A 12,352-nucleotide genomic window follows, 5' to 3' on the forward strand; every position below is an offset into this window, starting at 1 on the left:
GCTCAGTTCGCTGTTCTCTTCGGCGATCGTTTCGTTCGGGCCATGGCGGCCTGATGTTCAACCGCCGCCCCGTACACGGAATTCCTGACACTCCCTCCGGCAGATCAGCTCGACCCCATACTCACCACGATGATCATCAATAAAAGCAGTCACTTGCGGAATGGGCGGTCGAGCTCCGCCTGGGCGAAATATGCTGAGGCCTTGCGCAAGATCTCATTGGCTTGCCGCAGCTCACGGTTCTCCCGCTCCAGCGCCTTCAGCTTCGCCGCCATCTCGCTTGGCATGCCCGTACGCTGACCGCTCTCGACTTCCGCTTTCTTGACCCATTCATTGAGGGTGTGGGCCGAGCAGCCAATCTTCTCAGCCACCGACACCATCGCCGCCCAGCGGGAAACATGCTCCTTCTCACCCTCCAAAACCAGGCGCACAGCACGCTCGCGCACTTCAGGGGCAAATTTGTTCGTCGTCTTGCTCATAGACCTGTCCTCTCAGGAGTTCAGGTCTCCGGCAATCCCGGGGCGCATCAACACCCTGCCCAGTGATGATGCCAAGCTTATGCATGTGCGCCCGTACGGCGTTGGCAGTCTAGGTTTGTTGACGCACCAAAAGCTCGCGCGTCTTCATTACCATGGTAGCACCCTGTTGATCCGCCGTTTTGATTGGTACGAAACGCATCGTCTTACGAACGACCGCTTCACAAATACCCTCGGCATCGGCCGCATCGGTTTTGCCACGCTTGATGAAAGGCTTGGCGTAAGCCGGGGGAATTAACCGGACCTCATGCCCGAGTTCGGCAATTTTGCGGGCCCAGTAATGCGAACCTCCACACGCCTCCATGCCGACCAGGCAAGGCGAGAGCTTCTCAAAGAGCCCAAGAACTTCCGCCCGTCGAAGCTTGCGCTGTAGAAGTGGTGAGCCTTCTGCGTTAGCCCCATGAACCTGAAAGACATTTTTGGCCAAATCCAACCTGATTGTAGTAATCTTTTACATGGAACGGTCCCTTTGCTTTGTGGATGCGCGTTAACGACCACTTCTAGCACTCGATGCTGTCGGAAGCGGGGCCGTTCCACCACATCAACTACGGATCCGCGCTCGCAGCGCAACCGGGTGAGTCGCAGAGGCGGCCAGCTACTAACACGAGCTCGCAGCTCATCGTATAAGATCGGCCTGCCCGCACATTCGTGCTCCCGGTGCCTCTGTCCCGGATGGTCGCACCATACGCCACAACCCGTGAGTCGCAGCAGAAACTTCGGCACCGACATCATCATACCGGTTACGAATGCCATTGAAGCACTCAATTCCAAGCTGCGCCGGGCTGTTCGCGCCAGAGGGCATTTCCCCAGCGATGAGGCCGCCAGCAAGCTGCTCTATCTGATCCTGCACAGATCCGAGAAAGAATGGGTGATGCCAGCCCGCGAATGGACTATGGCAAAAGCTCAGTTCGCCGTCATCTTCGGCGATCGCTTCGTTCGGGCCATGGCGGCCTGATGTTCAACCGCCGCCCCGTACACGGAATTCAGGACACTCCCGCTAATGCTGGCTACACGCCAAGCCATTCCAGTTCACCCGGCAAGTCATCCGCGCTGAAATCCACCTGAAGCACCCGGCGGTGCTCAGGGCTGCTGGCCCCATCGGAAGCATGAAGGATAGGCGTGGCATAGGCCCAGACATCGCCCGCCTCGGCAAGGCAAGCTATTACGCCGCATTCCGCGACCACCTGAACGACCGAAGATTCCGGCACGCGCCCGCGCCTGTGCGATCCGGGCGCGATCAGCAGCGGGGCATTGGTGGCAGGCACATCATCGAAGTGCACCCGCAGCGTCACCATGCGTGATAGCAACGCGATGGGCGGAGCAACATGATGGAGGCCAGCCTTGATCGACCAAGGCCCAAATCCCGGCACTTCAATCCGCTCGCGCACGCAGATGGTTCGGTCCTGATGCCAACCCAGTGACCAATTGGTCGCCGCGCTCTTGTCAAACAGGATGGCGCGAACGGGCTTTGCCTCTGCGCCAATTGCCTTGCTGGCGACCATGCCGATGGAGCCAGATGGCGCCAGATAGCATTGCAAGGCCGCGACACCATGAAGGCGGATCCCGGCCTGATCTGGCGGCAGCCCAGCCATGGCCGCCGCCAATTCCGGCAAATCCGCCAAGGTTGCTCCTCGAAAGAGCTGAGCGCCATGTTCCGCCAAGCGCAGGTCGTCGAGCGCCGTCATGCCAGCCATTTGGCCTCACCTCGCGCCACTTCAGCCTTTGCCCGCCGCAACAGTTCGGGATGGCCCTCGCTCAGCACCTCCAGCAGAGCGGCAATCTCGCGCAGATAGACCCGCGCAAAGCCATCACCGTGATCAACGATCGAGCGCGTATTGGAGATAACGTCGGCCAGCTTCACCGTTTTCATGTCGGCAGGCGCCTGCGCCAGATGTTCGCGGTCCATAGCCTTGCGAACGGCGCGGTTGCCATCTTCCGGGCGGCTGACATCGGTCAGCCATGCCACGCCTTGGGCGATCTCTTTCCCAAACCGGGCTTGCACATCTTCAAGGCTCGCCTCGGTATCCTCGACCACATCATGCAGGAGAGCCGCCGCGATCATCGCCGGGGAGCCGCCTACTTCCGCCACGATCCGCGCCACCTCCAGGCAATGCAGCACATAGGGCTCGCCGGTATATTTGCGCTGCTGATTGCCATGCATGCGCGTGGCATAGGCGCAGGCGTCGAGCAGGATCGTAGTGTTGGTTTGAGACTGGGGGCATGACATGATCGCAGGCTAGGCGGGATCAGGCCAGCTTACAATGGGGCGACACCTTGAACATCTATTGCGTCGAAACCTCGAGCGGGAGCTATTAAAAAATAGAGTCTCGTCATGTATTTGTTCGATGCTTGCAAATAGAGCCGCTTACAGAAAATTCCATTCGAACCCATTGCCTTGGGTATTGAATGCGAAGTATATAGCGCCCGTTGACTGGGCAAGAAGTCCGTCTTCTCGGAGAAAAACCGTGTTTGAATACGGCTGCATATTGGGTTCTGCGCCCGTGCTGTTCCAGCCTTTCTCGTAAGCGTCCCAAAGGCGCTGCGGCAGGGCTGAGGGACAGCCCACCGCGCATTTTCTAGCCTTTGAAAGAACGGGCCGATGGCTACGCAGATTTGCGCGCGCCGTCGGCGTCAACGGGACGTATCATGGACGAATTTGCGATTGTCCGCAGCCTTGCGCTGCGGATCGGGCAGGGCATCCCTGCAAAAAGCGCGCTTGCGCTGGCTCTGGCCGAATGGGCGGGGCCGAACCTGCCGTGGCTGCTGGACAAAGCGGCAGAGGAGGCCCCGGACTGGGCCGAGATCTGCACCAAGCTCGGCGCCAGCGAAACGCGCGCCAGCGAGCCTTCGCATGGGTTGGCGACGGCCCAAGAACTGGCCGATCTTCTGGGCTTTGCCGAGTTCGACGCGCACCTCTTGCAACTGACGATTGCCGCCGAGCGCATTCCTCGCGTTCAGGCCTTGGTCCAGATCGCTGCGCGCCACGGGCATGACATGCCGGTGCTGTTGGGTGAGTTGGCCGGAGCAGAAACCGCCATCGCCGAGGGCGCGGTGCGCCGCAGTCCAGTGCTGCGCATGGGGCTAGCAGCATTCGAACTGGGCCGCGATGGAGTGCTGCGCCTCGATCTGCGCTGGCAATTGAACCGGCTGCTCAACCGCGCTCCATCTTCGGGCGAGGATCTCCTCTCGCTGCTGGTCGGCGCGCGGCAAGAGGCGCGCTTGACGCTGGAGGATTTCGGCCATGTCGCCGATGCCGATGTGCTGCGCCGCTTGCTGGCAGGGGCCTTGGCCCATCGTACCGGTGGTATCAACATCCTGATCCATGGGCCGCCCGGCACGGGCAAGACTGAGCTGGCGCTGGCCTTGGCTGCTGGGGCGCAGGCGCCGCTCCACGCCATTGGCGAGGCCGACGATGATGGCGAAGAGCCAACCCGCTGGGATCGGGTTCAGGCGCTGCAATTGGCGCAGCGTGCGCTGTCGGGCCAGTCTCACCCGGCCATTTTGCTGTTTGACGAGATGGAAGACCTGATCGGCGACGCCCAGCGTAGCCATGGCGACTGGATGAACCGGCGCGAGGGCAGTAAAGTCTTTATCAACCGTATGCTGGAGACCAATCCGCTGCCAGTGATCTGGACGACCAATGCACTGGGCAATGTGGATGATGCGATCCTGCGCCGGATGAGTTTCGTGCTGCGCATGGGCCACCCGCCGCGCAGCACGGCCCTGCGCATGGCGCAGCGCATCGCCCGCGATGAAGGTGTGGCAAGCAGCGATGCGATCACGGCGCTGATCGATGCGGCCCCCGAAACGGCCAGCGTGCTGCGCGTGGCGGCGCGGGTCGCGCGTCTGGCGGGCGAGCGGGATGGTGGCGCACGGGCGGCGGGCTCCTTGGTGCAGGCCCTGCGCGGCGGCCCTTTACCGCTGGCTGCGGAAGAGATGATCGACCTCGACCTGTTCGAGACGGATCGCCCGCTGTCGCCTTTGCTGGATGCGGTTGCGGCAGGTGGAGCCAGCGATGTTTCCTTGCTGCTTTCCGGCCCGCCGGGCACGGGCAAGACGGCGCTGGCGCATCATTTCGCCCGCGCTCTGGATCGGCCCTTGCTGGTCAAGCGCGCCTCCGATCTGCTCTCCAAATGGGTGGGGGAAACGGAGAAGGCGATTGCCGAGGCTTTCGAGGAGGCCCGCCGCCGCGATGGTGTCTTGCTGTTCGACGAGGCGGACTCGCTGTTGTTCGACCGGCGTCAGGCGCGCGCCTCGTGGGAGGTGGGGCAGGTCAACGAATTGCTGACCTGCCTCGATCGGCATCCCCTGCCGGTGGTGGCCGCGACCAACCATGCCGACAAGCTTGATCCGGCCAGCCTGCGCCGGTTCGTTTTCAAGCTGAAGCTGGAGCCTTTGGGGCCGGAGCGTTTAATCCGTGCCTTTCGTCAGCGCTTCGGCATGGAGGCGCCTGAAGGTCTTGCCGCTCTGCGCAATCTGACGCCGGGGGATTTCGCGGTGGTGACCCGGCAATTGCGCCATGCGCCCGCGCGCGATGCGGCGGACATCCTCGCCCGCCTGCGTGACGAAAGCGAGGCCAAGGGTGGGACAAGTGTGCGGATGGGGTTCTGATATCGGTCAAACTGAGGCGAAAGCCGCCAATCGGCACCACATCGGGTATGACCGCAAAGTCCCAGGCCCCGACGGTTCTGGACCTCCCCGAAGGGGAGGATGAAGTCGGAATTTTTCGACTGGCCCGGCGACTGGCACCCCGTTGATTGGGGTGATGACGCTTCTATCGCACGCAGGTCCAGTTCCTGTTGACGGAACACGCGCTGCGAGATCATGATCGAGGTCTTCTCGCCGCAATTCAACGAGGTCATGCCGGTCGCCCTGGTCAAGGATCTGCTCGAAAGCTGCAACACGAAATTCAACGTGCCGGCCACCAACGGCTGGACTATGGGCGCGCACCACCGCCCTGCCCGACGTGTCATTGCAACGGGAACTGATCAGCCAGCGTCCGTCGGAGAACTACGGCTGTTCACGGCCAGCCACCTTACCAGTTTCTGCGTCGGCACCTGAGGTTTCAGTTATCGCGAAATCCCCAGAATCCTGAGCATTCACACCTGCTTCCACAGCGATTGCGCCTGGCCCGATTTCAGCATCCTGTCCAAAGCGCATGGCCTCAGGAAGCCACGCCAGCGCCCGTTCCTTGACCTCGGCCTCCACCAGAATATCGCCTTCAAACAGGCGCTCGGCCGCCGCCGCCAGATCATGCTTCTTAGAACCGGCATAACGCGATTTGAGATCGGCCCCGCCAATTTCGGCGAAGAGATCAAGGATGGCAGGTTTGGGGATCTTGTCGAAATAGGCTGCAGCCGTGGGCCGCCACCAAGCCGCAACATCGATGGCAAGTTTGCTGCCAAGGTGATCAAGAAAAGCTGCTTCGCCATGACCATACGGCACGGCTCGCAAAGTACGCGCAACTGCCCAGCCCAGCCAGGCCGCACGGACCTCCTCAGGCAGTGCACAAAAAGCTTTATAACGCTCGACCGCCGAGCCACGGCCCTGCCATCTGCGATCCAGTCCGTCCTGAAGCTTTGCCCATTCCAGCGCAGCGGGCATATCGCTGTTGAAATCATGGACAAGCCGCGCCGATGCCGGGCCGCGTAATTCGCTAGGCACGTGAGGGCCATAGGTCATGGCCGAAGCATCGGCGAGGATGAAGGTAGCCAGATCGAGCGCAAAACCTGGATCGCTCGCAACATGAAGTGCAAGCAATTCAACCTTCATCATCGCCAGGCGTTCGAGCAGGCGCTGGCTCAACACCGGCTTGTCGTCACCTGCCACATCACCATCGTGGTGCTCGCCCCCAGTGCCATCACTCTCTTCCTCGGCATCTGGTTCGACCTCCGGTTCGGGCGCGGGCATGACATAGAACTGCTCATGTATCCGTGGGACACCATCGTCACCAATGACGACATAGGCCAGCGCCTCGGCCTTGCGGCTTTCCTCGATTACCGGTGCAGGCGCGGTCAGGCTCGCCAGTTCTGTTTCCAGTGACGCGACATGGGCCTCATCCTCGTCGCTCGGTTCATACTCACCTGAGTCGTGCGCGTCGCTCCATTCGGCCAGTTCGATCTCGATTTGATCCTTCCGGGCCTGCTGCTCATCGCTGAGGTCAGGTTGTTCACCATGAAGCTGCTGCAGGCCCCAGGTCTGGCTGTATGGGATATGCGTTGCCGCGACCGCCCGGATTTCCCCAAAACCCTCGCGCAGCCTGATCGCCTCGGCAGCCTCGGCCAGCTTGCGCTCGGCCAGATCATCGACGATCTGCGTATCAAGCCAGCATACGGTGCCGGCATCGGAGAAGAGGTCTTCCTCAATCCTGCCGCCCGCGGCGACATAATCCTCGCGCCCGACCAGCATTGCTTTGGGATCGCCGGCCCGGTAGCTGTAGCACGCCAGTTGACGGCGGATCTCGCTGACATTGGCGCGGGTGTAGCTATGGCGCAGCAATTCGAAGACGGCGGCCTGGCGCGCGGTATCGCTGGTCGAAGCATAAGCCTGCGCAACATCAAGCGTGATGGCATTGGCCTCAAGCGCGTCGAAGACCGGTTCGGCAAGGCCTGCAAGACGCAGCCGCCCCAGCACAAAGCGCTCGGTCACGCCAAAGCGCCTGGCGACATCAGCGGGCGACTTGCCCTCGACCTCAATGACATCACGGAAGGCGCGGCAGGCTTCGGCGGGGTTCATCTCGAGATGGAAGAAGTTTTCCTGAAGGCTGACCTCGACCTCATCAGCCTGGTTCTTCAGCACGAGCAACGGCACGGCGTAGTCTGCAGGAAAGATGCCCTCTTCGATCAGACGGTGGACAGCTGCAAGCCGGCGCCCGCCTGCGGTGATGCGATAATGGCCCTTTTTGCGGGCGATGGGTACGCCGACCAGGTTTTGCAGCACGCCGCGCTCGGCAATATTGGCCTGCAACCGGGCATCGACATCAGGATCGCTGCTCTTGCGGACATTGGCGGGCGACTTTTCGAGGTTCGCTGCGGGAACGAGGATAGGAAGCTGGGACATGGGTCATGGTCTCCGGGCGTCGCAGCCCGTCCATTCGGGCTGCCCGTCGCCGATCTTCACCACCCCCTTTTCTCCCTTTCGAAGCGCGTCATTCCAGTCTTTACAGCCCGCCGGCGGCCACAGGACCTCAATGATTCTTCCCTGCATCCGATAGGTCTCAAGCGCCTTTGCAGCCCCGGCCTGCCCGGCATGATCATTGTCCGGAAGCAGGACAAGGCGCGATATTCCGGCGGGCAGGGCAACCCGGTGCAGCCGCCCTGCCCCCAGTGTGGCCCAGACGCCGATGCCCAGCAGGGCCATCGCCGACATGGCTGTCTCGGTTCCTTCGGCCAGTCCCAATATGTCGCCTGCCGGTGCAAGCTGTACCGCGCCTGCAAGCGGTCTGCCCAGCATGCGCCGGGGGTTGCTCAGATCGCGCGCCCGGATGGGACGGTCGGGCGCAAGGAATGTGCGCTGCACCGCAACCAGTTTGCTCCCCTGATGGACAGCCGCAATCATTGCCGGACGAAAGACGACGTCCCGTCCGCACCCAAGCGGAGTCCTGGACAGATAGCGCAGCGCCGGCGGATTGGTGCCGAGCCCCCGCCGCCGCAGATAGGCTTCAGCCCTTGTTCCTGCCAGGGGCCGGGCACAATCCCAAAGTCGACGTACTGGATCAGTTGACCCGGGCAAGGCATGCCTGAATTCCCGTTCAGGGCCGCCCCGGCCTCGCATCAGCGCATCGCGGTCCCTTAGCCGTATTGCGCGGATCACCTCCCGGCGATCGCAGCCGGCAAAACATTTGAACAGCAGCGCATATTTCCCGATCCGCACCGACAGACTCGGCTCACGGTCATCATGAGCAGGACAGAGGCACATGCCCTGCTTCCCTTGCCACATGCCGCCCAGCCCCCGGACCAGCCCTGCACCGAGAACCTCCAGGTCAGTTCCAGCCGGGCGCGGGCGTTTGGAGCCGCTATTCTCCATCGATGGCCTCGCAAAGCAGCCTCAGGGCCTTGGCCAGTTCCAGCTGGACCTGATCGATCGTGATCTCCAAGAGCGAGGCGATGGCCGGAAAATCCAGGTCATGTCGGCTATGCAGGAGATAAATTACGCAGGTCTGCCGAGGTAAAACCTCAAGGGCCTTGCAAAAGCGCAGCCGGCGATCGTCCGTTAAGGCAGACAGGGGTTTCAGCCTTTCGCACAAGCGCGACAACTGATCTAATTCTTCGGACAAAGGATCATCTTTTGCCGAGCCGACCTGTCGAGCATCAATCGCCGAACCCCGGGAAACGGGGTTTCGGGCAATATGGCGGGCAAGTTTAGCCAGCAACCAGAACAGGGTTGCGGCAAATCCAGAGGGAAGCATTGGCTCGCTCCTTGCGCGAAGGGGATATCGCCTCCTTTTCCCCACTCCGCTTCCATAAGCTCCTTGCGGACAGTCCGGTCCTCCTGCCCGATATTATTTCAATCCAGCTCATCTCAAATCCATTGTTAACCAAACCGCCTTCAGAAATGAATTTCCTCGCCGTCACTTTGATGCCGGAGCGACCCATTTTGCGAAACAGCCCGGAACCATATTATCTTCGTATAAGGCCTTGCCGAATCGTCGAAAAAACGATCCACTTACATATTCTCACCGTCCATGCAGTGCGCTTCTTGAAACCACATAGGTACAAGATCCGTTGAACGTGCTGCGTTTCACAAAAGGGGGAGATGTGTCGCCGTGAACGAGAAGTCCTCAACCCCATTGTCGGACCGGCAACTGGAGGCCCTTGCCAGTCTGTCTCCGCGCGAGTGTGAATGCCTGCGCCTCTCCGTACAAGGCTATTATCAGACCAAGGAAATCGCGCAGCGCCTCGCGATTTCCGAGGATCGGGTCAACAAGCTCGTCCAGAGCATCCGTAAAAAGCTCGGCACTTCCAGCCGCGGGGAAGCCATTCGCCAATTCATCAAGTGGGACGCGCTTCAATCAGATGGTCGACACCCCACCCATTTTATGGGCTCCCAAATAATGGGTCTTCAGGAATTGGCGGTTCTGGAGTTTTCTGAGCTCGTCGATGACAGCGCGGTAGCGCCGGATACGACTGGCGATGCTTCTGTTGCCGCTCCTGAATTTGCGACCGGGAACGGGACGACCCCATCGCTCATCGATCTGGCGCCGCTACGCAATAGCGGGAGGCAGGCCAATGACCTGAGTATCAACCACATGGTGATCGCCATAGCGGTCATTGCTGTTGGCGTCCTTGTCGCCGTCGGTTCAGCCGTATCGCTGCTCACAGGCATGAACAGCCTGTTTTCCCATTAGAGCGGCGAGTTCATCTATCCTGCAAACCTGCTTCATGAGGAAACAGGAAAGGGAAACTATGCGTGCCCAACGCCAAGCCATTGCCCAACGTGTAGCCAAACATCTTTTCGCCGCCGAGGAAGCCGTCGATCTCGCGGTTGCGCGGATCGCCGAACTCAATGCTGCCCTGCCGCTCGCCAGGCTCGACGCCAGTCTTGCCGCCGCTGTCGGTCAGGATGCGCTGATCCAGTCCGCCAACGCGCTGATGCTGCTCACAGAAACGCGCGGCAGGATCGTGGCCGCCCATGCCAGTCTCAAACAGGCCGGCGATGATATCGGACTTACCGAGCTTAGCTACGGCGATCTTATCAAGCCGGGCCGGCCGCTGCGCGAGGCGGACTCCCGCCTGCGCGCGGCCACGTAGGGCCAGAACTGGATTCCGATGGACAACAGCACCGAATTCTTCCGGCGGAGCTCATGAGACAGCAGGAATTTCTGGCACTGCTGATCTTCAGCACCCTATTTGCCCTCACACGCGGCGGCCGCCCTGAGAAGATCGGAGCCATTGCCCTGTTCGCAGGCGCGTTGATCAGTTTTCTGGTGGTTCGCCCCCGGGGGTTGCGCTTCCGTCATATCGAGACCGGTATCCTGATGACAGACATTGCGCTGCTGGGAATTTTCCTATGGCTTACCTTTCGATGCACACGTTTCTGGCCGATCTGGATCTCCGGGCTGCTCGGGGCGGAGACCCTGGTCCATCTGGGTCTGATCGTTGCCCCGCAGGTCCACTGGGAGGTCTATCTGAATGCCACAGCACTCTGGAGCTGGCTGATACAGCTCATGCTGGTCATCGGTACATGGCGCCATCAGATGAGGCTGATGCAAAACGGACGCGACCCGCCGTGGAGAGGCAATATAAACTGATGTGCCCGGCCTCTTTCTGCAGCCTGCCGTCCAACACGCGGCATGAAATTTCATGGTGCCGGCCATGACCGGTCCGGCTCCCGACGCTCATTCCGATGCTGACGGGGTGCGCGGGCTCAGGCGATTGAGAGCTTTGCATTGTAGAATGCTGCTTCAGCTGGAAGAAATGTTCTCAGGCAGGCTGGGACGTCGTTTTTCAGGGGGAACCTACCGGACATTTCTGCTCGAGCTTTATCTGGCAGAACAGGAAGGCACCGCCACTTTTCAGTCCTGCCTGGCAACGGGCGAGCCGCCGGCCAATACGCATCGCCGCTCGGCGGAACTGGCAAAATGCGGCATCCTGCAGCGCGTGCCGGACAAAGGCGATCATCGGCGCATCAACCTCAGCCTTGCTCCCAAAGTCCGGCAGGCCCTTGATGAGGTGATGGACAGGATTGTCTCCGCGCCGGCCCCACCGTCAGCCGACGGCACAGGAGAGATAGGCCAGGCAGCGCAAAGCAGGTCATCACCCTGTCTTGGCATTGATACCGTCCGTCAGGAAATGGCACCCGCAGTGCTGCGCGGCAGGGTCGTTGCCGGCGGACGAATCGCATTGCCGGCCCCTGTCCGTCATGTGCTGGGCCTGCGAAATGGCGATCATGTCAGGTTCGAACTGTCCGGCGGCGAAGTTCGGATCCAGTCTGACCGTCACGCCCTGCGCCTGATACAGGAGCAACTGCGCAGCCTCGCGCCTTTGGACAGACCGGCCTCCTGCGAGCTCATTGCCCGGCGCAGACTTGAGGCTTCCCGTGGCGGATAGCACCCCACCCCTTCACCATGTGCTCGATGCGACGGCCTTGCTATGCCTGTTGTTCGACGAGGCAGGCGCCGGGAAAGTCGAGGCCCGCCTTGATTTTGCGCGGGTCTGCGCGGTCAATTACCAGGAGGTGCTGGTTGCGCTTGTTGATCGGGGCATAGACCTGGAAGACGCGCAGACCATGCTGGGCTGGCTGGATATAGAGATCGTGCCCATGGACCGCGCGCAGGCCAATATCGCCGGCGCGCTGCGACCGCTGACCCGCGCCGCCGGCCTCTCGCTGGGCGACCTTTGCTGTCTGGCCCTAGCATGGACCGGCAGGGCCGTTGCCCTCACCACCGATCGGGCATGGGCCGATCTTGATGTCGGCATAGCGATAGAAGTGGTGGGATAGAGATGCCTGACGCCGCCGTTCCATCCCGCAAGGGTACCTGATGCGCACCGATCTCGATCATCTTCCGGCCCATAAGCAGCGCGAACTCGACCGCGTGGTGCAGCTGTTGTTCGAGGAATTCGGGGCGGCCCATAGCGACGCCGAAAGCAGCAGGCGGCAGGGCAGGATAGTCAAGGTGATCCTCTACGGCGGCCATGGTGCGCCGTGAAGGCGCCTTCGCCTTGAACTCAGCGCTGTAGCGCTTTCTCGTCGTCTTCATTCCAGTCCATTCCTCAGGTCAGGCTGAGCTTATCACCCTGTCCAGAAAAACGGCACCACCTCACGCCTTCATTCCTGACGTTCCCCTTCCGGATATGGCCCTGTCCCAGAAAATGCCTCCA

Annotated in this window: 13 protein-coding genes, 3 pseudogenes and 1 other annotated feature; of the genes and pseudogenes, 9 read left to right on the forward strand and 7 right to left on the reverse strand. The window is 61.2% G+C overall.

All coding sequences use genetic code 11. The annotated features are described in order from the left end of the window. Nucleotides 1-76 precede the first annotated feature (76 nt). Nucleotides 77-195 (reverse strand) — a sequence feature (AL1L pseudoknot). Together GGR38_RS19915 and GGR38_RS19920 are read right to left on the reverse strand one after the other, a co-directional pair. Further along, nucleotides 97-476, reverse strand: a pseudogene (locus GGR38_RS19915) (transposase); the annotation flags it as partial. (Overlaps the previous feature by 99 nt.) A 112-nt stretch (nt 477-588) precedes the next feature. After that, a pseudogene (locus tag GGR38_RS19920) lies at nt 589-981 on the reverse strand (IS110 family transposase); the annotation flags it as partial. Between the two features lie 282 nt (nt 982-1,263). Here GGR38_RS19920 and GGR38_RS19925 point away from each other — a divergent pair. Beyond that, nucleotides 1,264-1,488 (forward strand): annotated as a pseudogene (locus tag GGR38_RS19925) (transposase); the annotation flags it as partial. 52 nt (nt 1,489-1,540) lie between these two features. On the opposite strand, the gene GGR38_RS19930 reads toward GGR38_RS19925, so the two are convergent. Beyond that, entirely contained in the window at nt 1,541-2,227 is a 687-nt protein-coding gene (locus tag GGR38_RS19930) for a phytanoyl-CoA dioxygenase family protein (RefSeq protein WP_183628041.1), read from the reverse strand. Then, nucleotides 2,215-2,760: an HD domain-containing protein gene (locus GGR38_RS19935; protein ID WP_183628043.1), complete on the reverse strand. Its 546-nt coding sequence runs from the start codon at nt 2,758-2,760 to the stop codon at nt 2,215-2,217. Before GGR38_RS19935 ends, GGR38_RS19930 begins: the two co-directional genes overlap by 13 nt. Before the next feature lie 419 nt (nt 2,761-3,179). On the opposite strand from GGR38_RS19935, the gene GGR38_RS19940 reads away from it, so the two are divergent. Next, on the forward strand, nt 3,180-5,144 hold the full coding sequence (locus GGR38_RS19940) for an AAA family ATPase (protein WP_183628045.1): 1,965 nt from the start codon (nt 3,180-3,182) through the stop codon (nt 5,142-5,144). Nucleotides 5,145-5,357: 213 nt separating this feature from the next. Next, nucleotides 5,358-5,594: a hypothetical protein gene (locus GGR38_RS19945; protein WP_183628047.1), complete on the forward strand. Its 237-nt coding sequence runs from the start codon at nt 5,358-5,360 to the stop codon at nt 5,592-5,594. Here the strand turns inward: GGR38_RS19945 and GGR38_RS19950 are convergent. From GGR38_RS19950 to GGR38_RS19960, 3 genes are all read right to left on the reverse strand, one after another. Then, the gene (locus GGR38_RS19950; RefSeq protein ID WP_183628049.1) at nt 5,544-7,592 is read right to left on the reverse strand and encodes a ParB/RepB/Spo0J family partition protein; all 2,049 of its coding nucleotides are present in this window, start codon (nt 7,590-7,592) and stop codon (nt 5,544-5,546) included. The genes GGR38_RS19945 and GGR38_RS19950 overlap by 51 nt on opposite strands. A gap of 3 nt (nt 7,593-7,595) precedes the next feature. Continuing rightward, nucleotides 7,596-8,471, reverse strand: a complete 876-nt coding sequence (locus tag GGR38_RS19955) for a DUF7146 domain-containing protein (protein WP_246405084.1) — start codon at nt 8,469-8,471, stop codon at nt 7,596-7,598. A gap of 76 nt (nt 8,472-8,547) precedes the next feature. Continuing rightward, on the reverse strand, nt 8,548-8,940 hold the full coding sequence (locus GGR38_RS19960) for a hypothetical protein (protein ID WP_183628053.1): 393 nt from the start codon (nt 8,938-8,940) through the stop codon (nt 8,548-8,550). Nucleotides 8,941-9,297: 357 nt separating this feature from the next. Here GGR38_RS19960 and GGR38_RS19965 point away from each other — a divergent pair, with 357 nt between their 5' ends. The 6 genes from GGR38_RS19965 (at nt 9,298) to GGR38_RS19990 (ending at nt 12,180) form a co-directional block, all read left to right on the forward strand. Continuing rightward, nucleotides 9,298-9,879 (forward strand): LuxR C-terminal-related transcriptional regulator, encoded by a 582-nt coding sequence (locus tag GGR38_RS19965; RefSeq protein WP_183628055.1) that lies wholly within the window; start codon nt 9,298-9,300, stop codon nt 9,877-9,879. Nucleotides 9,880-9,937: 58 nt separating this feature from the next. Then, nucleotides 9,938-10,282, forward strand: coding sequence for a hypothetical protein (locus GGR38_RS19970; RefSeq protein WP_183628057.1), 345 nt, complete (start codon nt 9,938-9,940; stop codon nt 10,280-10,282). A 53-nt stretch (nt 10,283-10,335) separates the two neighbouring features. After that, on the forward strand, nt 10,336-10,782 hold the full coding sequence (locus tag GGR38_RS19975) for a hypothetical protein (protein ID WP_183628059.1): 447 nt from the start codon (nt 10,336-10,338) through the stop codon (nt 10,780-10,782). Between the two features lie 145 nt (nt 10,783-10,927). Then, nucleotides 10,928-11,581: an AbrB/MazE/SpoVT family DNA-binding domain-containing protein gene (locus tag GGR38_RS24005; protein ID WP_221227173.1), complete on the forward strand. Its 654-nt coding sequence runs from the start codon at nt 10,928-10,930 to the stop codon at nt 11,579-11,581. Continuing rightward, nucleotides 11,571-11,972 (forward strand): PIN domain-containing protein, encoded by a 402-nt coding sequence (locus GGR38_RS19985; protein WP_183628061.1) that lies wholly within the window; start codon nt 11,571-11,573, stop codon nt 11,970-11,972. Before GGR38_RS24005 ends, GGR38_RS19985 begins: the two co-directional genes overlap by 11 nt. A gap of 40 nt (nt 11,973-12,012) precedes the next feature. Further along, nucleotides 12,013-12,180: a hypothetical protein gene (locus GGR38_RS19990; RefSeq protein ID WP_183628063.1), complete on the forward strand. Its 168-nt coding sequence runs from the start codon at nt 12,013-12,015 to the stop codon at nt 12,178-12,180. Nucleotides 12,181-12,352 lie beyond the last annotated feature (172 nt).

The sequence above is a fragment of the Novosphingobium sediminicola genome, from assembly GCF_014196525.1.
Lineage (GTDB): Bacteria > Pseudomonadota > Alphaproteobacteria > Sphingomonadales > Sphingomonadaceae > Novosphingobium > Novosphingobium sediminicola.

Excerpts from the sequence above, each read along its gene's own strand:
- GGR38_RS19930 (WP_183628041.1), bottom strand. The coding sequence starts at position 2,227 with ATGGCTGGCATGACGGCGCTCGACGACCTGCGCTTGGCGGAACATGGC.
- GGR38_RS19935 (WP_183628043.1), bottom strand. The coding sequence starts at position 2,760 with ATGTCATGCCCCCAGTCTCAAACCAACACTACGATCCTGCTCGACGCC.
- GGR38_RS19940 (WP_183628045.1), top strand. The coding sequence starts at position 3,180 with ATGGACGAATTTGCGATTGTCCGCAGCCTTGCGCTGCGGATCGGGCAG.
- GGR38_RS19945 (WP_183628047.1), top strand. The coding sequence starts at position 5,358 with ATGATCGAGGTCTTCTCGCCGCAATTCAACGAGGTCATGCCGGTCGCC.
- GGR38_RS19950 (WP_183628049.1), bottom strand. The coding sequence starts at position 7,592 with ATGTCCCAGCTTCCTATCCTCGTTCCCGCAGCGAACCTCGAAAAGTCG.
- GGR38_RS19955 (WP_246405084.1), bottom strand. The coding sequence starts at position 8,471 with ATGTGGCAAGGGAAGCAGGGCATGTGCCTCTGTCCTGCTCATGATGAC.
- GGR38_RS19960 (WP_183628053.1), bottom strand. The coding sequence starts at position 8,940 with ATGCTTCCCTCTGGATTTGCCGCAACCCTGTTCTGGTTGCTGGCTAAA.
- GGR38_RS19970 (WP_183628057.1), top strand. The coding sequence starts at position 9,938 with ATGCGTGCCCAACGCCAAGCCATTGCCCAACGTGTAGCCAAACATCTT.
- GGR38_RS19975 (WP_183628059.1), top strand. The coding sequence starts at position 10,336 with ATGAGACAGCAGGAATTTCTGGCACTGCTGATCTTCAGCACCCTATTT.
- GGR38_RS24005 (WP_221227173.1), top strand. The coding sequence starts at position 10,928 with ATGCTGCTTCAGCTGGAAGAAATGTTCTCAGGCAGGCTGGGACGTCGT.
- GGR38_RS19990 (WP_183628063.1), top strand. The coding sequence starts at position 12,013 with ATGCGCACCGATCTCGATCATCTTCCGGCCCATAAGCAGCGCGAACTC.